Source organism: Pantoea vagans, from assembly GCF_004792415.1.
Classification (GTDB): domain Bacteria; phylum Pseudomonadota; class Gammaproteobacteria; order Enterobacterales; family Enterobacteriaceae; genus Pantoea; species Pantoea vagans.
Window position 1 is genome coordinate 3665483 of the sequence record NZ_CP038853.1, and the last position, 23036, is coordinate 3688518.

Genomic DNA, 23036 nt, shown 5'->3' on the forward strand with positions numbered 1-23036 from the left:
CAGACGTTAATTAATCACTCATGTAATCACTGCCAGAAAAGCAGCTTTTTCACAAAAATCGCTGAAAACCTCACAGCGGTTTCCAGACTTTATTCAATCATTTTGCATCAAAATGCTGCAACAGTTCGAAATAGTTCAAGGACTTCCGGAAAAAAGGAATCGGTTCCATTCATTGTCACGGCTTAGCATCTTTCCAGATAAAGACTTAATAATGGGTGATAAGCGCCGGTTTAAATCATTCAATATTCTTAACTGTTATTTTTTTATGAATGATGAGCCGCCCAAAGCTTAAACAGAATCACGCTGATAACGTTTAAATAAACAGCGCTTAACCGCGTTGCTCAGAGTTATTATGGCCCTCTTTACTCTCATTAAGCGCAATGACGTCAGCGCAAGTTAAGGACAAAGTTTTAGATTCTTTTTTATCATTCCAAATCGTTTTGGATAATTCGTGTCATTTCAGGGTGGTCACTTGCAATATCAGCGCGTTAGCCTCCCTGAAGAGGCAGAGGTTACTGCCAGCTTAATTTACTGCTGCTCAGCCTTTGCTTTGCAGCTGAGCAGCGTCAAAACTATACCAAAAACCACAAATTTGATTAAAATAACAGCAATGCAGCAGAGAAAATGATTCCTTACTTGACTGTGTTGCCAAATTAATGTTTTCTGTATTTAAACGCTGCTCAATATCACAAATTTTAATGAATCTTGTCGCATGAGAAGATGAATTTGCTAAGGTGATGTCAGTGTTAACCAATACCCTGCGGCTGCATTAATTATTCAAATCATAGCGGCCGCAATGCTTTCCCTGGTGTTGGCGCAGTATTCGCGCACCCCGGCCTCGGCTGGGGTCATTTTTTTCCGGGATATGACTTATCCTGCTCTGCCACCCAGTCGCGCAATACCTGCACATCGTGTCGCCACTCATGCTTCAGCTCGTCAATCCATTCAACAACGTTGTCCCACCACGCCGGTAATTCAGGGCTCTGGATCTGTTTCGCCAGCATCTGCAAGCGCTGCAGCCCGACCGAACCCGCCGCCCCTTTGATCTTGTGCCCCTCTTCAGCAATGCCTTTCTGATCGCGCGCCATCAGATTCGATTCCAGCACCGCAAGATAGTCCGGCATCATCTTTTCAAACATCGTCAGGCTTTGGGTGATCAGACCGGGACCAACCAGCTCGATATACTGTTCAAGCATCGCGACATCCAGCAGCATCCGGGTTTTGTCATCGCTGACCTCTGCGGTTTCCTCTTCCGAATCTGCCTGATAATCCCAGTACTTTTTGATCATCGCGGTCAGCGCCGGCACTGCCAGCGGTTTGCTCAGGACATCATCCATTCCCGCGTCGAAATACTCTTTTTTGTCTTTAAGGACGTTGGCGGTCAGTGCCACCAGCGGTGGCAGATGCGTCCCCTGATACTGCTGGCGAATCGCACGCGAGACATCCAGCCCGGTCATATCGGGCAGCTGAATATCCAGCAGCACCAGATCAAATTCCAGCGGGTCGAATAGCGCCAGCGCTTCGCTGCCGGTCATGGCGACCTCGACGCTGCAGCCCAGCTTCTCAAGCACCGAGCGCGCCACAATCACATTCAGCTCAATATCTTCAACCAGCAGCACATGCAGCGCAGGGAGTGGCAGGCTGTCGTCCAGGCCTTCATCTTCCACCTCTTCAGCAATGCGTGGTGCCTTAATCTCTACGGTGAAGCATGAGCCCTGCCCTGGTGCACTGTGTACACGGATGTCACCGCCCATCGCCTGCGCCAGACGACGTGAAACCGCCAGCCCGATACCGGTGCCGGTCGCCGGTTTACCGCCATGCTGATCTTTGACCTGATAGTACATCGCAAAGATTTTATCCTGCTCCTCCTGACGAATACCCATACCGGAGTCCTGCACCTCAAAGCGCAGCGTTTCGTCCTGCTCATAGGCTACCCGCACCACGATTTCGCCCTGCTGAGTGAACTTCACGGCGTTACCAATCAGGTTCCACAGAATCTGACGCAGACGCGTTCCGTCCGTCGAAATCATATGCGGCAGCGGCAGTTGCGGCGCAAGCACAAACTTCAGCCCTTTTGGCTGGGCCAGCAGACCGGAAAGATTTTCTAAATCGGCGAGGAAACCGGTGAAGTCGAGCGGCTGATTGTCCAGCTGCACTTTGCGGCGCTCAATTTTGTCCACCTCAATCACATCATTGAAGATGTTGCCCAGCGTGATGGCAGAGACGTGGATGGTTTTCAGGTATTTCAGCTGTTCCTGATTAAGGTCGGTATCCAGCAGAATGCGACTCAGGCCGACAATGCCATTAAGCGGCGTACGAAGCTCGTGGCTGATTGTAGAGATAAAGGTGGTCTTCTCCCGGCTGGCGTTCTCTAACGCGTCCTGATAGCGCTTACGCTCCGTTATATCGCGGCCAAAGCCCATCAGCCCGCTGCGCTTACCGACGCGGTCGTAATAAGGCACTTTACGGATCTCGAAACAGGCTTTGCGCCCGTCGGGATATTGCAGCCATTGCTCATAGGTCAGCGAGACGTTATGACGGAACACCTTCTCGTCCGTTTCCAGCACCTTCGTTGCCGCTTCATCATCATAGATATCGCGTGGCGTCAGGCCAATCAGCTGTTTCTCGCTTTTGCCGGTCAGCAGTTCCATCGCCCGATTACAGCCGGAGAACTGCTTATCGATGTTGCGATAGAAAACCAGGTCAGGCGAAGCATCCAGGAATGAGCGCAGGAAGGAGGATTGCTGCTCCAGCTCAATCTGTGCCTGCTCGCGACGGGTCACCTCTTCACGCAGCTTGTCCATCACCTGCTCGCGAGCCAGCTCCGCCTTTTTACGGTCACTGATCTCCTGATTCAGCTGCGTGATGGTCTCTTTCATCTGCTGGTTCAGTTCCAGGTCGCGGGTGCGCATCTCTTCCAGCTTATCCACCAGCCGTGCCAGCCGTTGCCGCGATTCCTCCAGCTGATCGACTACCACCGACAGAAAATAGACCGCCCAGGGCGTAATCAGCAGCCCGAAGAAAACCGAACGCACCACATCAATGCTCTCGACATGACCCCGCAGTACCATCGTAACCGCCATCTGGACGATCATCGCCAGCACCACCAGCGCAGACGCCAGCAGCAGCGAGAACCTCACCAGTCCAAGCTTGACCATTAAATCAACGTAGTACTGCGCCAACAGACGAATTTGTTTCATAACAACTCCCTGGAAGAGAAACAGCCTCATAATAGCGCAGTTAGCCTGCTGACGTCCCGGCACGTCGCGTGGAGATGCGGGATCAAATGCGCTTTTATGGTGCATTCGCATAGCCAATCGGCGACGTTAAGGACAAAGCGGTTAAAACCCTTGACTGATTGTGCCAAATGAATAATCTGTAATGCCGCCTGCGAATTCGTGATTTCTCCGTATGGCCTGTTTTCAATATCCTGGCAACGTCCTGTTGCGCAGGCACACCCTGTTTACATGCATACCCATTCAACTTAAATGATATTTTAAGCACGCCCGTGTTGATTAATTTTTCTTATAACCAACCGCTGTTTCATTCAAATAGACGGACATAAGAAAAACAGATACATGCTATGCATCAACGGTTCTGAACAGCATTTAATGCTGTCTAACACCCCGTCACCAGCATGGTGCAGAGATCTGACGCCTGCACTACAGTGAGTCAGTTCACATTTATGGGCCGATCGGCAGGCAGCAGAGTGATACATTTTAAACCTTAAAAAACAATAAATTCATTAACTTACGCAGATAAAACACCTGTTAACCCTGTCTGACCACCTTATTTGACCTGATTACGCTTTCCCGATAAGTTGGAAATCCGCTGAAAGCTTTCCAGACGGGCCATTGTCTCGGCATATCTATGCAACAAGAAGACTCCCGCGCGGTTTAAGTCATCTCCTTTAAGAGACCGGAAATCAGAGAGCAGCTCAATTAAGGACGTTTTATCGATGTCTGGAGAGAAATGCTCAGGGCTATGACGCGCGCTCGACAGAGCATGGCGATGAAAATGATAGCGCTCGTTGCGCTCAGACCCTGAAACAGTGCAGGTAATGTCAAAGCAGTTAAGGAGACCCTCAATGTCCACTAAAAAACCTCAATCCTATGGCTTGTATGATCCGACAGCAGGCAGTGACAGCTGTGGTGTAGGTTTCATTACGCGCAAGGACGGCGAGCAGACCCACGAAATTCTGCAGATGGCGCACAGCGCCCTGTGCACGGTGCCTCACCGCGGCGGTATGTCAGCGGAAGGCGTCGGCGACGGCGCAGGGGTCAACGTTGACCTTTCCCTGCATTTCTTCCGCAAGATTACCGGCCAGCCGCTGGAAGCGGGCCGCTTTGGCGTCGGCAACTTCTTTGTGCCGAAAGATGCTGCGCTGCGCGCGAATGCCGAACGTCTGGTCGATGAAACACTCAACAGCTTTGGCCTGCCGGTGATCATGAAGCGTGACATGCCGCTCGACAGCAGCGTGACGCGTCCGGCCGCCGTACAGTTTCAGTTACCGATCCTGCAGTGGATTTTCACTGCGCCACAGGACGTGGTTGACCAGAACGACTTCGAGCAACGCATCTACCGCGCCCTGTTAACGATTGAAGCCCGCGCGTTTACCGAGAGCGAATTTGGCGGCCTCTATCCGCTGTCACTGTCGTCGCGCACCCAGGTGTTTAAAGCCCGTCTGAATTCCAATGAAGTGATCCCCTACTTCAAAGATCTGACCGATCCCGATCATCAGGTGCGTGGGCTGTTTTTCCATACCCGCTTCTCCACCAACACCGATCCGCATACCACGATGGCCCAGCCGTTCCGCCTGATGGCGCACAACGGTGAGCTGAATACCGATCGTAAAAACCGCATCGCTGAGTCCGCGCTGGCACTGGCCCGTGGCAAGAAAATCGTGCGGCCGAAAGGTCAGTCTGACAGCTCGCGTCTGGACCAGAGTATCCACAGCCGTCTGATGGAAGATGATCTCGACCTGATCACCGCCGTGGTTTCAATGATGCCGCCCGCCTGGGAAAACGACAGTTCGCTGTCGCCAGAAGTGCGTGACATGCTGGAATACTTCTCACTGTACGAAGAGAAGAACGACGGCCCGGCAGCATTAATTTTTGGCAATGGTGAAGTGATTGGCGCCCGTCTTGACCGTCTTGGCCTGCGTCCACTGCGCTCAGTCGAAACGGCTGAGTATATCGGTGCGATGTCAGAAGCCGGTCAGATCGCCTTCCCACCCGAAAGCGTCTTGCGTCGCGGCCGTATCGAAGCGGGCGGCATGCTCTATTTCGATCACCATGAAAAACGCAGCTACACCACGCTGCAGGCGCTGGAAAAACTGGCTGCAGAAAAAGATTATTCAGCGCTGCTGCGTGAAGCGCGCGTCGGTCTTGACGATCTGCCTGAGATCCCGGCAGAACAGCAGGGTTCACCGCTGCGTTATCGCGGCGATCTGAAAACCTATCAGCGCTTTGTGGCTTACTACTACAACCAGGAAAGCTTCAAGTTCATGATGGACCCGATGCTGAACACTGGCGCAGAGAAAATCTCCGCGATGGGTTACGGCAACGCCATTAACGGCTTATCCGATCATGAAGGCGGCATGGCGCACTACTTCTCTCAGCGCTTTGCTCAGGTCACCAACCCGCCGCTGGACTCAATCCGCGAAGTGGATGGCATGACGCTGCGTGTCGCGCTGGGTGCGAAACCGCATCTGGGCCGCAGCAAAGGTCGTCAGATTGTGGTGCCGACCCCAATCCTCAGCCACCTTGATATGCTGCGTTTGCGCGAGCAGACCATCGCCCCTTATGCCCGCTTTGAGATGCTCTATGAGCCGGTAATCGGCAAAGATCTGCTGAGCACCACCGCGAACGCAAATGCGCTGGAAAAAGCGATTGATGACCTGGCGCAACAGGTCGTGGATTTTGCCCGTTCGCAGGGTGGCATCGCCGTGCTTACTGACCGTCACATCTCGTCAACGCACGCCGCAATCCCGATGCTGCTGGTGGTTTCTGCCATTAACCAGCGCCTGGTGCAGGAAGGCCTGCGTCTGGATGTTTCTCTGGTCGTAGAAAGCGGCCAGAGCATCTCTTCGCACCACATTGCTGCCACCCTCGGCTTCGGGGCTTCCGCTATCTATCCGCTGGGCGTACAGATGCGTGCAGAGGAAAAATTTGGTGAAGGTGAAGAAGGTAACAAAGCCTTTAAGCGCTATGCCAAAGCCGCTGAAAAAGCGCTGATGAAAACCATGGGCAAAGTAGGCCTTTGTACCGTTGAAAGTTACAGCAGCGGCGAATTCTTTGAGCCTAACTTCCTCAACACTGACGATCCGGTGCTGAAAAAGTATTTCCCGAACATCAGAACTCCGGTGGGTGGCGCGGGCTTCGCAGCCATCGCAGCGATGGCCGTTGACTGGCACCAGAGCGCGCTCAGAATTCAGGGCGAATCTGAAGTACCGTTGCTGGGCCTGTTTAAAGAGCGTGCAGAAGGTGCAGGTCACTCCTACGGCACTATCGCCGTGCGCACCTTCATCGACATGACCGAAGAGCCGATTCGCTTTGCCGACAAGGCGCGCGAAGAGGACAACTTCATTCGTCTGATGACACTGGCAAAACTGGATAACGCTTTTGGCATCAAGCCAGAGACCTTCAAAGACAGCAGCTTCGAGCGCATTCCGGATGACGTGATCAACAATTTTACGATTACGGCCGATTATCGCCAGTTCTCAAGCCTGATGTATGAAGAGCGTAAACGTCGCCCGGCGGCGCTACGTGACATTCTGACATTCCCGGCTGATCTGACCCACATTGACAGCGAAGCGGAGTTCCGTCGCAAGCTGGGACGCTACTCGCTGACCAACAACGGCTTTGCTATTCGTGGCATGGAGTGTGAAGCGGTGGATGGCAGCCTGAATCACTTTATGCTGCGTCTGACCGATGCGATTGAGGGGCTGAAGCCTGAGAGTGAACGTCTGCAGAATCTGTCCCGCGCCCTGAAATCCCGCTTCGGCGATGATATCGAGAGCAGCGACGTGGTCACTGGCGCTTTGAAAGTGACCGCATACGGTAAAGCGGCAGATTATCTGTCACGTATCTTCACCACCCTGCCCTCACTGCCGCTGAGCGAAGTACAGCCAGCCTGTGAAATTACCCGTACCTTTGCTTCCGGGGCAATGAGCCACGGTGCACTGGTCGCGCCGGCTCATGAAGCGGTCGCACACGGCACCAATATGGTCGGCGGCATGAGCAACTGCGGTGAAGGCGGCGAGCATTACTCCCGTCACGGCACCATCCGTGCCTCGCGTATCAAACAGCTGGCTTCGGGTCGGTTCGGTGTCTGGGCTGCCTATCTGGCGGATCCGATGCTGGAAGAGCTGGAGATTAAAATTGGTCAGGGTGCGAAGCCTGGCGAAGGCGGTCAGTTACCGGCGGCCAAAGTGACCGTAGAGATTGCTGCGGCCCGTGGCGGTACGCCTGGCGTCGAGCTGGTCTCGCCGCCACCGCATCACGACACCTATTCCATCGAAGATCTGGCGCAGCTGATCCACGACTGCAAAGCTGCGCGGGTGCGCGTTATCGTCAAACTGGTGTCGTCAGAAGGGATCGGCACCATCGCAGTTGGCGTGGCTAAAGCCGGTGCTGACGTGATTAACGTTGCGGGTAACACCGGCGGTACCGGCGCGGCGTCGGTAACCAGCCTGAAATATACCGGACGCGTGGCCGAAATCGGCATCGCTGAAGTCCACCAGGCGCTGTGTGCCAACGGCCTGCGTGAGAAAGTGCTGCTGCGCTGCTCTGGCGCGCAGCAGACCGGCAGCGATGTGGTGAAATCAGCCCTGCTGGGCGGCGATAGCTTTGAGTTCGGTACCACCGCGCTGATGATGCTGAAATGCGTGATGGCAAAGAACTGCAACGTGAAGTGCCCGGCTGGCTTAACCACCAACGCCGAGGCCTTTGATGGCGACCCGCGTCAGCTGGCGCAGTATTTCCTCAACGTCGCGCATGAAGTACGTGAAATTCTGGCACGTATGGGCCTGCGCTCCCTGCGTGAGGCGCGTGGTCGCTCTGACCTGCTGCACCTGATGGATCATCCGCTGGAGGTCGGCAAACTCGACTTACGCGCCATGCTCACCGTGGTGCCAGAGCTGAAAATCGACAAGCCGGTTTACCTGGAAAAAGATTTTGAGCTGGATGACGGCTGGATTGAGCAGGTTAAGCAGTCTCTGGTTGAGCAGGGAAATCCTGCCGTCTCACTGGGCAACAGCATCGTCCTGAACAACCGCAACAAAAGCGTCGGCGGCCAGCTGGCCATCGACATTGAGCGCATGCTGAACCATCAGCTCAGCACACAGCAGTTGCAGGCGATGCCTGCAGTCATGACCGACGATCGCGGTCGACGCTATCTGGCCCCTGAGAGCGTAAAAATTTCCACCACCGGATCTGCCGGTCAGTCATTTGGCGCCTTCTGCAACGATGGCATGCAGCTGTCCCATTACGGCACCTGTAACGACGGTGTCGGCAAAGGACAGTGTGGCGGTGAGCTGATTGTGATGTCGCCTGGCGGCGGCGCGCAGGATGGCGATGGCAACGTGCTGATCGGTAACTTTGCCCTGTTTGGCGCGACTGGCGGACGACTGTTCGTGCAGGGCCAGGCTGGCGACCGCTTCGCAGTACGTAACTCCGGCGCAACGGCTGTGGTTGAAGGCGTGGGTGACTTCTGCTGCGAATATATGACTAACGGTGCCATCCTCAACCTCGGCACCTTTGGTAAAGGATTTGGCAACGGTATGAGCGGCGGCTTTGCTTACCAGTACGACCCGTATGGATCGCTGGCCAGCCACGCTGCAGGTGATTCAGTACGCTTCGGATCGATTGCGGATCAGGATGAGATGGCGCAGGTGCACAAGCAGGCCGTGCTGACCATGCTGAACTGGCACCTGGAGGCGACCCAGTCACCACGTGCCGCGTGGCTGCTGGAGAACTGGGAAACGGAGTGCCACCACTTTGTTTACGTGATGCCGCGCTCGCTGCTGCTCTATCAGGATGGCGGCGAGATCCTGAAAGCCAAGAGCCGCAAAGATTTGCTCGAAGAGCTGTCCACGGCGCTGGCAGGCCATCAGGTAGCGAAATTCAAAGCCGCGTGGCGTCAGGGTAAAACCATCGCCAACGGTGCCGTTCCGGCCTATGGCGCGACCGATACGCAGGAGATGTTTGTCCTGCTGAACAACTACACCGTGCTGAGCTTTGCCCAGCAGCTGGCACTGGCGAAGTTGCCAAAAGGCACGCCGGTTGAAGATGCTGCGGTGGAAAAAGCGGTCCGCAATCTGCTGATGACGGAAGACTTTTCACTGGTCAGCAAGCTGCAACGTCATGCCCGTTCTGCCATTGAGAGTTACAGCGATGATGAACTGGCCAGTCTGATTGGTACTAAACGCATGTCAGATTACAAAGCGGCACTGACGCAACGTAACATCCGCTCCATGGACAGTCTGGCGACCTACGGCTGGATCATGTATCAGGATGCCTGTAACCGGGAAGTGCTGGGCCACCTGCCTGACTTTGAAGAGCTGTTTGCACGTGCGGCATTGCCGGAAATTGCCGCTGCGGTGGGTAAACTCTCCTGACAGTGATACTGATCAGGCTGAACTGAATATTATTAATTGATCATTGCCCGGATTAATCGTTGTACCGGACAGAGGCAGAACCGCTTTCCCCTGCTGCACACGCTGCGGCGCGGGGAGGCGGGACCGCTTTCAGACCGGGGAACGCCACTGATATCGGGCGAGAACGGGATTGAGTAAAAGTACCCATGAAAATTCCTTATATTCCAGAAGATGCACCTTTTAATGGCGATCAGAAGTACTGGCTGGCTGGCTTTCTCGCAGGCCTTCACTCCCGTTTGCTGGTCTTAGAAGACAAGCAGCAACCAGCTGCAGGCACGGGCGCAGCCGCGACCACGCAACTGCATATTCTGTACGGCTCTCAGACCGGCAATGCCGAAGCGCTGGCGCAGACCGCTGCGAAATCTGCCCGTGCGAAAGGGCTGGTGCCGGTGGTTCAGGCGCTGGGCGATGTCGATCTCGACGTGTTTGCCACCATGCGCCATGTACTGATTGTCACCTCGACCTATGGTGAAGGTGAGATGCCGGACAACGCACAGCTGTTCTGGGATGCGATCTCTGCCAGTACCGCACCGCGTCTGGAGCAGATGCATTTCGCCGTGCTGGCGATTGGCGATACGGGTTACGATGGCTTCTGTCAGGCGGGCAAATTCATCGATATGCGCCTTGAGCAGTTGGGTGCAAAACGCGTGGTGGATCGCATTGACTGCGATATCGACTATGAAGAGCCGTCCAGCGAGTGGCTGAACAGCTCAATGCCACAGTTTGCCGCCAGCGCAGGCAGCAGCGGCACCGTGCTGGAGAGCGCGCCTGAAGCGCCGGTCATTCCAGGCAGCAACAAATCGAATCCGTATGCCGCCGCGCTGATCACGAATAAGCGCCTGTCAGGCGAGCAGTCAGCCAAAGATATTCGTCACTTCGAATTCGACCTGTCTGACAGCGGCCTGAAGTATGAAGCGGGCGATGCGCTGGGCGTGATTCCGGTCAACGAACCCTCACTGGTCAGCCTGCTGCTGACCCAGCTTAATGCTGATTACCAGACACCAGTACCTGGCTTTGACCGCAGCCTCGGCGACCTGCTGACCTATCAGTTTGAGATCTCTGAGCCGTCACGCAAGTTAATCGAGTGGGTTGGACAGAACACCACCAATCAGGAACTGCGTCATGTCTTACAGCATGATGATAAAGATGCGCTGGGCGTCTGGCTGTGGGGCAAAGATACCCTTGACCTGCTGCAACTCGAACTGACGCGCACGCTGACAGTGCCGGAGTTTGTTGCCCTGTTGCGCCCACTGCAGCATCGTGCTTACTCAATTTCATCCAGCTCTAAAGCCCATCCGAATCAGGTGCACCTGACCGTTGCCTCTGTGCGTTATCACAGTGGCGGCCGTAATCGCGGTGGCGTCTGCTCGACCTATCTGGCCGAACGCGTGCGTCGTGGTGAGAAGCCCGCCATCTTTATCTCACCCAATAAAGCGTTCCGCGTCCCTGCCAATAACAGCGCACCACTGATCATGGTGGGACCGGGCACAGGTATCGCACCGTTCCGCGCCTTCCTGCAGGAGCGCCAGGCAACCGGCGCGCAGGGAAAAAACTGGCTGTTCTTCGGCGATCAGCATCAGGAACATGACTTTATCTATCAGGATGAGCTGCTGGCCTGGCGGGATAACGGCTTGCTGACCCGTCTGGATCTGGCCTTCTCACGCGATCAGGAGAAGAAGATCTACGTGCAGAGCCGGATGCTGGAACAGGGCGCTGAGCTTTACGCCTGGCTGCAGGAAGGGGCTTACTTCTACGTCTGTGGCGATGCCTCGCGTATGGCGAAGGATGTGGATAATGCGCTGTATGAAGTGGTTCGCCAGTTTGGTGGTCTCTCCACCGAGCGCGCTGCCGACTATGTCGATCAGCTGAAGAAAGAGAAACGCTACCTGCGCGACGTCTACTAATCGCGAAGGTCTGCTGAAAAATCCGGCTTGCGCAGGCAGCCGGATTTTTTTATGGCTGACAGGCAAAAAAATACCCGCCGGATGGGCGGGTATTCACATTCACTGCTATTTCACGACGCGCAGTGAAGGCCGTCCGCCACGTGGCGGTGGATCGTCATCAGGCGGCGTCTCGTCATCGCTAGCGTCGTCAGGACGATCACCATCAATCACGGACATCATAGTCTCTTCCTGACCTTCTGACGCCTCCTGCATACCCAGCTCGTAAGCGGGTTCCGGTTCAAACATCGTGCCGGCACCGTTTTCACGTGCATAGATCGCCAGAATCGCCGCCATCGGCACGTTAACCTGGCGAGGAACGCCACCAAAGCGGGCGTTGAACGACACCTGATCATTGGCCAGGTCGAGGTTACCGACAGCGCGTGGCGCAATGTTCAGGACAATCTGACCATCACGCGCATACTCCAGCGGCACCTGCACACCCGGCAGATTAATGTCGACCACCAGATGCGGCGTCAGCTGGTTGTCGAGCAACCAGTCATAGAAGGCGCGCAGCAGATAGGGACGACGTGCAGTAAGTTGCGACATTTCCATACGTTAAGCCCGGGCTTGCAGGCGCATTTCACGTTCAGCTTCAGTTAATGAAGCAAGGAAAGAGTCACGCTCAAATACGCGGTTCATGTAACCTTTCAGCTCTTTTGAACCCGAGCCGATCAGATCGATGCCCATGGAAGGCAGACGCCATAACAGCGGCGCCAGGTAGCAATCGACCAGACTGAACTCTTCGCTCATGAAGTAAGGCGTACGGCCAAACAGTGGCGCGATGGCCAGCAGCTCTTCACGCAGTTGCTTGCGTGCGGCTTCGGCTTCCTGACCCGTGCTGTTCTCGACTTTCCGCATCAGGCTGTACCAGTCCTGTTCGATGCGATGCATCATCAGGCGGCTGTCACCACGGGCAACCGGATAAACCGGCATCAGTGGCGGATGCGGGAAGCGCTCATCCAGATATTCCATGATGATGCGTGATTCATACAGCGTCAGCTCACGATCTACCAGCGTTGGTACCGTGCGATACGGATTGAGGTCAATCAGATCCTGCGGCAGGTTATCCATTTCGACCTGCTCGATCTCTACGCTGACACCCTTCTCCGCCAGGACGATACGAACCTGATGGCTGAAAATGTCAGTAGGACCAGAAAACAGCGTCATTACCGAACGTTTGTTGGCAGCGACAGCCATGAAAACCTCCAAGTTTGTTCACAAAAAGATACTGCGAATAGCCAACCACACGGCGATTCACCAGCTTATCGAACTCGCACGCAACCTGGTTAGCCGCGTCACAGATACTGACGCCCCGACAGAGGGAAGGCGCATAACGCACCGGCCTGCGGGCGCAAAGTGACACAGAGTTTACCAGATTTTAGGCTGCTTGTGGGCGTGTAATGAATCTTTGCAGGTAAATTGAGCGCGATGTTACGGTTTTCGCGGGAAGTCGTGGGAAGCCAGAAAATAAAAAACCCGCCGAAGCGGGTTTTTTGAGCCAATTGCTGCAGCCGGAGCTGCAAACAATTAACGCTTGGAGAACTGAGGACGACGACGTGCTTTACGCAGGCCGACTTTCTTACGTTCAACCTGACGCGCATCACGAGTAACGAAGCCTGCTTTACGCAGTTCGCCACGCAATGATTCGTCGTATTCCATCAGAGCGCGGGTGATACCGTGACGGATCGCACCAGCCTGACCAGAAATACCGCCACCTTTAACAGTGACATAGAGATCGAATTTACCAACCAGGTCCAGCAGTTCAAGCGGCTGACGAACTACCATGCGGGCAGTTTCGCGACCGAAGTACTGTTCCAGAGAACGTTGGTTAATTACGATGTTACCGCTACCCGGCTTGATGAATACGCGAGCGGTAGAGCTTTTGCGGCGACCAGTGCCGTAGTTTTGAGTTTCAGCCATTGCCTTTAATCCCGATTAAATGTCAAGAACTTGCGGTTGCTGTGCCGCATGGGTGTGCTCGTTGCCTGCGTAAACTTTCAGTTTACGGTACATAGCACGACCCAGCGGGCCCTTCGGCAGCATGCCTTTAACCGCGATCTCAATCACACGCTCAGGACGGCGAGCAATCATCTCTTCAAAGGTCGCCTGTTTGATACCACCGATGTGGCCGGTGTGGTGATAGTAGATCTTGTCAGTACGCTTGTTGCCGGTTACAGCAACTTTTTCTGCGTTCAGAACGATGATGTAATCACCCGTATCAACGTGCGGAGTGTATTCCGCTTTATGCTTACCACGCAGACGGCGCGCCAGTTCAGTCGCCAGGCGACCCAAAGTTTTGCCCGTTGCGTCAACTACAAACCAGTCACGTTGGACGGTTTCTGGTTTAGCTGTAAAAGTTTTCATCGAAAAGCTTACCCAAATTAAGTTACACGTTGGTGAAATCCCAAACGCTTAAGTAAACGAATGAGGCTCACACGACCATTTTGACCAGCAAGCCACCCCTTCGGATAGAGTTACTGGAACACAGAGGATTTGGGAAAAAAATCCTTTGCTGTAACGTGGGGTCGCAAGATTATAGAGAAGTCGATTACAAAAATCGAACCCTATTTCGGTATTTATCCTGTTTATTCTCACGGCAGGTGCGGCAAACGCAGATACTCTTCGCTCTGCATCTCCTGGAGTCGGGATAAACAGCGCTGGTATTCAAACTTCAGTCGCGTGCCCTGATAAATCTCGGTCAGTGACGTTTCCGCCGCGACCACCAGCTTCACATGACGTTCATAGAACTCATCGACCAGCGCCAGGAAACGGCGCGCCTGATCTTCGGTTTTGTAGATCATCACCGGCACGTCATAGAGCAGCACGCTGTGAAAACGGCGCGACAGCGCAATGTAGTCATGCTGACTGCGTCCCTCACCGCACAGGGTCGTGAAATTAATCGCCAGCACGCCTTCGCTCACGCCCAGCGTCGGCATCTGGCGATGATTAATTTCCAGAACCGGTGCCGCTTCAGGCTGGCTGCCTGACAATGCTTTGAACATCCGGCCCATCTCGGCATGTGTCTCGGCGTTGAGCGGAAAGTTCCACAGATGCGCGGAAGTCAGCGTGCGTAACCGGTAGTCGATACCCGCATCCACGTTCATCACATCACAGTGCCGTTTTATCTGCTCAATCGCAGGCAGGAAGCGCGCACGCTGCAGACCATTGCGATAGAGATCGTCCGGCGGAATGTTCGAGGTGGCGACCAGCGCGATGCCGCGTTCAAACAACGCTTCCATCAGCGTGCCCAGCAGCATGGCATCGGTGATATCGGAGACAAAAAACTCATCAAAACAGAGGATGTCGGTTTCGGCTTTGAATTTGTCCGCCACGATCAGTAACGGATCGCTCTGGCCCTGAAGCTGCGTAAGTTCTTCGTGTACCCGCAGCATAAAGCGGTGGAAGTGCAGACGCAGTTTGCGATCGCCAGGAATAGACTGAAAAAAGAGATCCATGACCCAGGTCTTACCGCGACCGACACCGCCCCACATATAGAGCCCGCGTACCGGTTGTGCCGTCTCGTTTTTCTCTTTGCCCATCAATTTAGAGAGGCGTCCCAGCAGGCCGGATGAGGAAGGCACGGCGGATTGTTGCCGGGCAACCAGCGCCTGCTGCAGCGCGTCTAAACGGGTAATCGCTTCACGTTGTACGTCATCGGGCCTGAATTCGCCCTGCGACAGCGCCTGCTCATAGCGTGCAAGCGGAGTTGAGGTTTGCATTATTGTTTCAAAGTCCCTGAATGGTGTCTGATTGATACCACGGTTGCTGAAAAAAAGGCCGTTCTACACTAAGCCATGCTGCTCCGGAGTTCCACATCCATAAGATTAACGGGTATAGTGACTATTATTGAATATGGTGTAACGCCCTACGGAACAATGGAAATAACACGGGAGTCATTATGACCTGGGAATACGGGCTAATTGGTTTAGTGGTAGGTATTATTGTCGGCGCAGTCGCCATGCGTTTTGGCAACAAAAAGCTGCGTGAGCAGCGCAGCATGCAGTATGAGCTGGAAAAATCGAAAGCGGAGCTGGCTGATTATCGCGAAGAGCTGACCAACCACTTCGCGCAGAGCGCGGAGCTGCTGGACAACATGGCGCGTGACTATCGTCAGCTCTATCAGCATATGGCAAAAGGCTCGAATGACCTGCTGCCAAATCTGCCTGGCCAGAAAAATCCGTTTGCCTATCAGCTGACTGAAGCTGAAGCGGACAACGATCAGGTGCCAGTGCAGATGCCACGCGACTACTCTGAAGGCGCATCCGGTTTACTGCGTGGCGAGCGCCCTGCCCGCGACTAATCTTTTTGGGGCGCAGCCTGTCTGCGCCCACTGTTTTTGCGAACCCTGACCGCAAACGACTGTCACACTCATTAATTCCTCCCACCTTTTGCAGCGAGAGCGTTGTAGCAATGAAAAAACAAGCACGCCTGTTTAGCGCATTAGCCCTGAGTATTGGGATGAGCCTTGCCGCCGCGCCAGACGCGATGGCAACGCTGCCAGCACAAATTGCGGGCCAGCCGCTGCCAAGTCTGGCACCGATGCTGGAAAAAGTGTTACCTGCCGTGGTCAGTGTTCACGTGGAAGGCACTGATTCCGGTGCGCAGGCTCAGGATATTCCTGAACCCCTGAAGCGTTTTTTCGGCCAGATGCCTGGCGGAAACAGTCAGCCGCAGCCATTTGAAGGCTTAGGTTCTGGCGTCATCATTGACGCCGCTAAAGGCTATGTGCTGACTAACAATCACGTGGTTAACGGTGCGGATAAGATCAACGTACAGCTTGGCGACGGCAGCGAATATGAAGCCAAACTGATCGGCCATGATGAGCAGACCGATATCGCGCTGATTCAGATTCAGGGTGCAAAAAACCTCACCCAGGTGAAAGTCGCAGACTCCGATCAGCTGAAAGTGGGTGATTTCGCGGTGGCGATCGGTAACCCGTTTGGTCTGGGACAGACCGCCACCTCCGGGATTATCTCGGCGCTGGGCCGCAGCGGCCTGAACCTGGAAGGGCTGGAAAACTTTATTCAGACCGATGCGGCCATTAACCGCGGTAACTCGGGCGGCGCGCTGGTTAACCTTAACGGTGAGCTGATTGGTATCAATACTGCGATTCTGGCCTCCAGCGGCGGCAACATCGGCATCGGCTTTGCGATTCCGAGCGATATGGCGATGAACCTCGCGCAGCAGCTAATCAAATTTGGTGAAGTGAAGCGCGGTCAGCTCGGCATCAAAGGCACTGAAATGACGGCCGATATGGCTAAAGCGTTCAATGTCGATGCGCAGCGCGGCGCCTTTGTTTCAGAAGTCTTACCGCAGTCTGCCGCACAGAAAGCAGGCGTGAAGTCAGGCGATATCATTACGTCGATTAACGATAAGCCAATTACCAGCTTCGCAGAGCTGCGCGTCAAAGTGGGCACCACGCCGCCAGGCGAGCAGGTTAAACTTGGCCTGCTGCGCGAAGGTAAGCCGCTAACCGTTACCGTCACGCTGGAACAGAGCGCCCAGAGTACCGCCAGCGCTCAGCTGATGTCACCTGCACTTCAGGGCGCAACCCTGAGTGATGGACAGACCAAAACCGGTGATAAAGGCGTGAAGGTCGATACCATCGAAAAAGGTACGCCAGCCGAACAGGTTGGTCTGCAGAAAGATGATGTGATTATCGGCGTTAACCGCAATCGCGTTCAGACCATTGCAGAAATGCGTAAAATTCTGGAAGGAAAACCGCCGGTACTGGCACTGAATGTGGTGCGCGGCGATGAAAGTATCTATCTGTTGTTGAGATAAACCTCGCATTACGGCGGACACAAGCGCGTGTGTGTCCGCCGCTCTCATGTTATTCTCCCCTGCGATCTCCCCTGGCGTGATTTAACACCATGTTTCTTAAACTTTTGCGTGCCGTGGTGCTGGGCCTGATTGTGGCGGGTATTTTGCTCGCAGCACTGCCTGCACTGCGTATGGGCAGCGACGCCCTCTATAACCACGAAAATATTACCGACGAAACGCCCTTTAGCTTCAATCAGGGGGTGCGCCGCGCCGTGCCTGCCGTTGTGAACGTTTACAACCGCAGCGCCCACGGCAACAACAATCGTGGCATCACCACCCTGGGTTCAGGGGTGATCATGAATACGAAAGGCTACATCCTCACCAACAAGCATGTGATCAACAATGCCGATCAGATTATCGTGGCATTGCAGGATGGCCGCTTCTTTGAAGCGACGCTGGTGGGTTCCGATGGTATGACCGATCTGGCGGTGCTGAAGATTACCGCTTCAGGCCTGCCCGTTATCCCGATTAATCCCAACCGGCAGCCGCATATCGGCGATGTGGTAATGGCAATCGGTAACCCCTATAACCTCGGTCAGACGGTAACGCAGGGCATTATCAGCGCCACAGGCCGCGTAGGTCTGAGTTCGTCAGGCCGGCAGAACTTCCTGCAGACCGATGCCTCAATCAACCAGGGTAACTCCGGCGGTGCGCTGATTAACTCGCTTGGCGAACTGATGGGCATTAACACCCTGACGTTTGATAAGAGTAATGATGGTGAAACCCCGGAAGGCATCGGTTTCGCCATTCCAACTGTCTTAGCGTCGAAAATCATGGATAAGCTGATTCGTGATGGTCGGGTCATCCGCGGCTATATCGGCATTACCGGGCGTGAGTTGCCGCCGCTGCACGGACAGGGCAGCAATCTGGATCGGGTTCAGGGGATTATTGTCAGTGTGGTCACGCCAGATGGACCCGCAGATAAAGCCGGGATTCAGGCCAATGATGTATTGCTCAGCGTCAACGGCAAGCCAGCCATCTCCGCGCAGGAGACCATGGATCAGGTGGCCGAAATTCGTCCGGGTTCAGTAATTGATGTACAGGTGCTGCGAAACGACCAGAAGCTGACGCTGCCGGTAACCATTCAGGAGTTTCCGGATAGCAGCAGCTGATTGGCGGGATTTTAGACTAACAGCAATGCCTTAGCCTGACGGGCAGGGGTGGCCCATCTGAAGAGCAAAGCGTCCGAGCCAGGATGGCGAGGCCGACCTGCAGGGATGCAGGTTTCCTTTGCGATCAGATGGGCCATCCCTGCCCTTTTAACCCGGACTTTTAACAACGATCCACCGGAAACGCGATCACTTCACTCAATGACTCCGCTTTCAACGCCAGCATGATCAGGCGATCGATACCCAGCGCGACCCCGGAACAGGCTGGCATGCCATGCGCCAGCGCATCCAAAAGATAGGTATCAATCGGATGCACAGGCAGGCCGCGCGCTGCACGGCGACGGTTATCCTGCTCAAAGCGCTGACGCTGCTCACGGCTGTCGGTCAGTTCACGGAAGCCGTTCGCCAGCTCAATGCCCTTGTAATAGACCTCGAAACGCTCGGCCACACGATGATCTTCCGTACTGATCTCCGCCAGTGCTGCCTGGCTGGCCGGGAAGTGATAAACGAAGCAGGGTTTATCCTGACCAATCTTTGGTTCCACACCCAGCATAAACAGCAGCATCAGTAAGGTGTCGCGATCTTCTTCTGCGCGCGCCAGCTCACCTTCACCCAGCTTCTCGGCCGCTTCACGCAACTGCGCTTTGTCCGCTGACAGCGGATCCAGATCCAGATGGCGGATAAATGCCTGCTGATAAGAGAGCGACTCGGCGCTGTCACACTCCAGCACCTGCTGCATCAGATCGTCGACTTCGTTCATCAGACGGTACATGTCGTAATGCGGACGATACCACTCCAGCATGGTAAATTCGGGGTTATGGTGCCGTCCCGCCTCTTCATTGCGGAAGCTGCGCGCCATCTGGTAGATCGGGCCACTGCCCGCCGCCAGCAGGCGTTTCATATGATATTCCGGGCTGGTCATCAGCCAGAGATCGCGCCCCTGCGCCGCACCAGGCCCGACAAAGCGCGTCTGGAAGGGCACCAGATGGATATCGGTAATCGTTGCCTGGCTCATCGCCGGCGTATCGACTTCCAGCACGCCGCGATCGGCAAAGAAACGACGCACTTCGGCTAAAATAGCGGCACGTTTTAACAAATTGGCGATGGATGCGCTTGGTTGCCAGCTTGCCGTTTCGCTCATGGTGATGACTCCTGATACAAATTAGGGGGGGAAGTCTACCTGCAATGCCTGCGGCAAACAATCTCGTGCCCGCGCTGCCAAAAACAGCGTTTCGGCTTCTATACTTAAGCGGTTAAATCACAAAGGAATCCCACTATGTCTCCATGGAAAACAGTTGTTGCCAGCCTGAGTGCTTTTCTCTCAGTTGCCTGTAGCACCACGCCGCCAAAGAACGTCACGGTCATTGATAACTTTGACAGTCAGCGCTATCTCGGTCAGTGGTATGAGATTGCCCGCCTCAACCATCCCTTTGAGCGTGGCCTTGAGCAGGTGACGGCAAACTACAGCCCGCGTGAAGATGGCGGCCTGAAGGTGATTAATCGTGGCTATAACGTCAAAAAGCAGCGCTGGCAGGAGAGCGTCGGTAAAGCCTACTTCACTGGTGAACCCCAGCGTGCGTCGCTGAAAGTCTCTTTCTTTGGTCCCTTCTACGGCGGCTATAACGTTATCGCACTGGATCCCGACTATCGCTATGCGCTGGTGTGCGGCCCAAATCGCCACTATCTCTGGATACTGTCACGGACACCCCAACTGGAGCCGGGCGTAAAAGAGAAACTGGTTGAGCAGGCGCGTCGGGATGGTTTCCCGGTCGAGGAGCTAATCTGGGTAAAACAGTAATAGTGCAGATTATGACAAGCCGGTACGAAAAGCTTTTCGTACCGGTTGGAATAACAGGTTACTTCGTGCTGTTCTGAATCGCCTGGCCGCCCGCCTCGACATCTTCACCGACACCGCGCGTGGTATTACACGCCGTCAGCAGAGAAGAGAGCACCAGTACAGAGAAGATTGCAGCAATACTTTTCTTTAACATAACAATGTCCTTTTTGATGGATGTAAAGTACAGCGCTTTAAGCATAGCCGGATTTCAGGCAGTTGCTGCGGGCGGGACTCTAAAAAGGACAATCAGTTAAGGTCATTTTGCCGCACGCGAAATGGCACCGCCTAAGTGGGAGACATCTTCGCCAAAACCGTGGAATGTGTTGCAGGCGCTAAGCGCAGAAGAGACCAGCAACGCGAATGCGATTAATTTTGCCAGCTTGATCATTTTTTTCTCTCAGACAAGAAAAAGGCGCACCAGAAGATGCGCCTGCGAATCTTATTTCACGCGTGACACGTATTCGCCAGAGCGGGTGTCAACTTTGACCACTTCGCCCTCTTGCACGAACAATGGCACTTTCACCACGGCGCCGGTAGACAGCTTGGCTGGCTTGCCGCCAGTACCCGCAGTATCACCTTTCAGGCCTGGATCGGTTTCGATAACTTCCGCTTCGATAAAGTTCGGCGGCTGAACGGCGATTGGACGACCATTCCACAGCGTAACGATACATTCAGCGTTATCCTGCAGCCATTTCGCTGCATCGCTTACCGTCTTCTCTTCAACCTGGAACTGCTCAAAGCTTTCCGGGTGCATGAAGTGGTAGAACTCGCCGTCGTTGTACAGGTAGTTCAGGTTGGTATCTACAACGTCTGCGCCTTCAGCGGAGTCGGTAGATTTAAAAGTTTTCTCAACGCGAGAACCCGTCAGCAGGCGACGCATTTTAACGCGTGCGAATGCCTGACCTTTACCCGGTTTAACGAACTCACTGGATTCGATGGCATACGGCTCGCCTTCGAACATGATTTTAAGACCGGGACGGAAATCGTTGCTAGAATAAGTCGCCATGAAGGCCCTCTACGAAAATTGACACTGGTACTAAGCCAAAAAAATGGCACACATTGTAACCCTAAAAACACCTTCCAGAGAAGATTGGTTGCAGCAACTTGCGGATGTTGTCACTGAACCTGATGAATTACTGCGGATTTTAGCCCTTGATCAGCACACCGAGCTGGCTGAAGGTGCGGATGCGCGGCGTCTTTTCGCCCTGCGTGTTCCGCATGCGTTCATCCGCCGGATGAAAAAAGGCGATGCGCACGATCCACTGCTGCTTCAGGTACTGACCCGCCGCCAGGAATTCATCGATGCGCCAGGTTATAGCACCGATCCACTCGATGAACAAAGCAACGTTGTACCTGGATTGCTGCATAAATACCGAAACCGGGCATTATTGCTGGTAAAAGGCGGCTGCGCCGTCAATTGCCGCTACTGCTTCCGTCGTCATTTCCCCTATCAGGACAATCCCGGCAACAAGCGTAGCTGGCAGGCTGCACTGGACTATATCGCCGATCATCCCGAGCTGGATGAGATCATTTTTTCCGGCGGCGATCCCTTGATGGCGAAAGATCATGAGCTCGCCTGGCTGATCGCGGCGCTGGAACAGATCCCGCACCTGAAGCGTCTGCGCATCCACAGCCGCTTACCGGTCGTGATCCCGGCGCGCATCACCGATCAGCTCTGTCAGATGCTCAGCGAAACCCGCCTGCAGGTGCTGATGGTGACGCACATCAACCATGCGCAGGAGATCGATGATGAATTGCGTGAGGCGATGAGCAGCCTGAAGCGTGCCGGTGTCACCCTGCTGAATCAGAGCGTGCTGTTGCGTGGTATCAACGATAATGCCCGGACGCTGGCCACCCTGAGCAATGCGCTGTTTGATGCCGGTATTCTGCCCTACTATCTGCATGTGCTTGATAAGGTACAGGGTGCCGCGCACTTCTTTGTGTCAGATGAGGAAGCCCGTCAACTGGTGCGTGCGCTGTTGTCACAGGTCTCGGGTTATCTGGTGCCAAAGCTGGCGCGTGAAATTGGTGGAGAGCCAAGTAAAACACCGTTAGATTTACAGTTACGTCAGGAATAAAAACGGCCAGCAAAAAGCTGGCCGATTACATAAAGCAGACGCCCGATTCACATTATGGGCACTTATAAACCTGGCCGGTCATTTTGCTGTCGAGTGGCGCGAACGCGGACAACAGATTCTGCGTCGGGCTGGTTGCCCCATAAATGACGTTGCCGCCCATCTCCGCTGCACGATTGCGCAGGTCATTGGCTGCACCGCGCAGTGCGCTGGTTTCGCCGCCTGCACCGCTCAGCCAGTTGCTCTGTGAGCCGGTGATATTGCCCAGAAGCTGGCAGTTATTGCCAGGCTGCTGATCGGTAAACGTTACACGCTGTCCTGCTGAAGAGAGTTGCGTAGAGCTGCTGCAGCCCGCCAGCAATAACGCGCCAGCCGTCAGTCCGAGCAAGAGGTTAATCCGCATTGTAATCCCCATTTATTATCATCAGAGTCGGGTGGCAGCGTAGCAGAAAAAGATCACTTTTTTCTGAACATTCATTGCCTTAATCCCGTTATATCACCTCAATATTTCATACTGAGTTCAGGCTGGCAGATTGGCGCATCCCGATAAACTTACAGCAGTAAGTCAATCCGGCAGGGCGGCAACAGTCA

General features: G+C 54.5%; 18 protein-coding genes. 7 read left to right on the forward strand and 11 right to left on the reverse strand.

Features of this window, described 5'->3' with window-relative positions:
- Window positions 1–848: 848 nt before the first annotated feature.
- The gene (arcB, locus tag EGO56_RS17275; protein ID WP_135910351.1) at window positions 849–3200 is read right to left on the reverse strand and encodes an aerobic respiration two-component sensor histidine kinase ArcB; all 2352 of its coding nucleotides are present in this window, start codon (window positions 3198–3200) and stop codon (window positions 849–851) included.
- Between the two features lie 887 nt (window positions 3201–4087).
- Here arcB and EGO56_RS17280 point away from each other — a divergent pair.
- The gene (locus tag EGO56_RS17280) at window positions 4088–9619 is read left to right on the forward strand and encodes a glutamate synthase-related protein (protein WP_135910352.1); all 5532 of its coding nucleotides are present in this window, start codon (window positions 4088–4090) and stop codon (window positions 9617–9619) included.
- A 185-nt stretch (window positions 9620–9804) separates the two neighbouring features.
- Window positions 9805–11562, forward strand: a complete 1758-nt coding sequence (locus EGO56_RS17285; protein WP_013359872.1) for a sulfite reductase subunit alpha — start codon at window positions 9805–9807, stop codon at window positions 11560–11562.
- A gap of 105 nt (window positions 11563–11667) precedes the next feature.
- Here EGO56_RS17285 and sspB read toward each other — a convergent pair whose 3' ends face one another.
- From sspB to zapE, 5 genes are all read right to left on the reverse strand, one after another.
- Entirely contained in the window at window positions 11668–12153 is a 486-nt protein-coding gene (sspB, locus tag EGO56_RS17290) for a ClpXP protease specificity-enhancing factor (RefSeq protein ID WP_013359871.1), read from the reverse strand.
- Window positions 12154–12156: 3 nt separating this feature from the next.
- Entirely contained in the window at window positions 12157–12798 is a 642-nt protein-coding gene (sspA, locus tag EGO56_RS17295; protein ID WP_003851135.1) for a stringent starvation protein SspA, read from the reverse strand.
- 330 nt (window positions 12799–13128) lie between these two features.
- Entirely contained in the window at window positions 13129–13521 is a 393-nt protein-coding gene (rpsI, locus tag EGO56_RS17300) for a 30S ribosomal protein S9 (protein WP_008925401.1), read from the reverse strand.
- 15 nt (window positions 13522–13536) lie between these two features.
- Window positions 13537–13965: a 50S ribosomal protein L13 gene (rplM, locus tag EGO56_RS17305; protein WP_008925400.1), complete on the reverse strand. Its 429-nt coding sequence runs from the start codon at window positions 13963–13965 to the stop codon at window positions 13537–13539.
- 227 nt (window positions 13966–14192) lie between these two features.
- The gene (gene zapE, locus EGO56_RS17310; protein WP_135910353.1) at window positions 14193–15320 is read right to left on the reverse strand and encodes a cell division protein ZapE; all 1128 of its coding nucleotides are present in this window, start codon (window positions 15318–15320) and stop codon (window positions 14193–14195) included.
- A gap of 179 nt (window positions 15321–15499) precedes the next feature.
- Between zapE and zapG the strand changes: the two genes are divergently transcribed.
- The 3 genes from zapG (at window position 15500) to degS (ending at window position 18536) form a co-directional block, all read left to right on the forward strand.
- The gene (gene zapG / locus EGO56_RS17315; protein WP_003848291.1) at window positions 15500–15901 is read left to right on the forward strand and encodes a Z-ring associated protein ZapG; all 402 of its coding nucleotides are present in this window, start codon (window positions 15500–15502) and stop codon (window positions 15899–15901) included.
- A gap of 110 nt (window positions 15902–16011) precedes the next feature.
- The gene (gene degQ, locus EGO56_RS17320; protein WP_010251960.1) at window positions 16012–17385 is read left to right on the forward strand and encodes a serine endoprotease DegQ; all 1374 of its coding nucleotides are present in this window, start codon (window positions 16012–16014) and stop codon (window positions 17383–17385) included.
- Window positions 17386–17474: 89 nt separating this feature from the next.
- Window positions 17475–18536 carry an outer membrane-stress sensor serine endopeptidase DegS gene (gene degS / locus EGO56_RS17325; protein ID WP_033781618.1) on the forward strand — a complete coding sequence of 354 codons (1062 nt, stop codon included), beginning with the start codon at window positions 17475–17477 and terminating at the stop codon, window positions 18534–18536.
- A 160-nt stretch (window positions 18537–18696) separates the two neighbouring features.
- Here the strand turns inward: degS and epmA are convergent, their stop codons facing one another.
- Window positions 18697–19674, reverse strand: a complete 978-nt coding sequence (gene epmA / locus EGO56_RS17330) for an elongation factor P--(R)-beta-lysine ligase (RefSeq protein WP_013359868.1) — start codon at window positions 19672–19674, stop codon at window positions 18697–18699.
- Window positions 19675–19809: 135 nt separating this feature from the next.
- Here epmA and EGO56_RS17335 point away from each other — a divergent pair, with 135 nt between their 5' ends.
- The gene (locus EGO56_RS17335) at window positions 19810–20331 is read left to right on the forward strand and encodes a lipocalin family protein (protein WP_135910354.1); all 522 of its coding nucleotides are present in this window, start codon (window positions 19810–19812) and stop codon (window positions 20329–20331) included.
- Between the two features lie 58 nt (window positions 20332–20389).
- Here EGO56_RS17335 and EGO56_RS17340 read toward each other — a convergent pair whose 3' ends face one another.
- From EGO56_RS17340 to efp, 3 genes are all read right to left on the reverse strand, one after another.
- Window positions 20390–20524 (reverse strand): entericidin A/B family lipoprotein, encoded by a 135-nt coding sequence (locus tag EGO56_RS17340; RefSeq protein WP_003848302.1) that lies wholly within the window; start codon window positions 20522–20524, stop codon window positions 20390–20392.
- A gap of 102 nt (window positions 20525–20626) precedes the next feature.
- Window positions 20627–20758 carry an entericidin A/B family lipoprotein gene (locus tag EGO56_RS17345; RefSeq protein ID WP_003848306.1) on the reverse strand — a complete coding sequence of 44 codons (132 nt, stop codon included), beginning with the start codon at window positions 20756–20758 and terminating at the stop codon, window positions 20627–20629.
- 51 nt (window positions 20759–20809) lie between these two features.
- On the reverse strand, window positions 20810–21376 hold the full coding sequence (gene efp, locus EGO56_RS17350) for an elongation factor P (protein WP_010251979.1): 567 nt from the start codon (window positions 21374–21376) through the stop codon (window positions 20810–20812).
- Between the two features lie 43 nt (window positions 21377–21419).
- Here efp and epmB point away from each other — a divergent pair, with 43 nt between their 5' ends.
- Window positions 21420–22448, forward strand: coding sequence for an EF-P beta-lysylation protein EpmB (gene epmB / locus EGO56_RS17355; protein WP_135910355.1), 1029 nt, complete (start codon window positions 21420–21422; stop codon window positions 22446–22448).
- A 52-nt stretch (window positions 22449–22500) separates the two neighbouring features.
- Here epmB and EGO56_RS17360 read toward each other — a convergent pair whose 3' ends face one another.
- A complete protein-coding gene (locus tag EGO56_RS17360) occupies window positions 22501–22848 on the reverse strand; it encodes a DUF4156 domain-containing protein (RefSeq protein ID WP_008925394.1) in 348 nt (115 codons plus the stop codon).
- Window positions 22849–23036 lie beyond the last annotated feature (188 nt).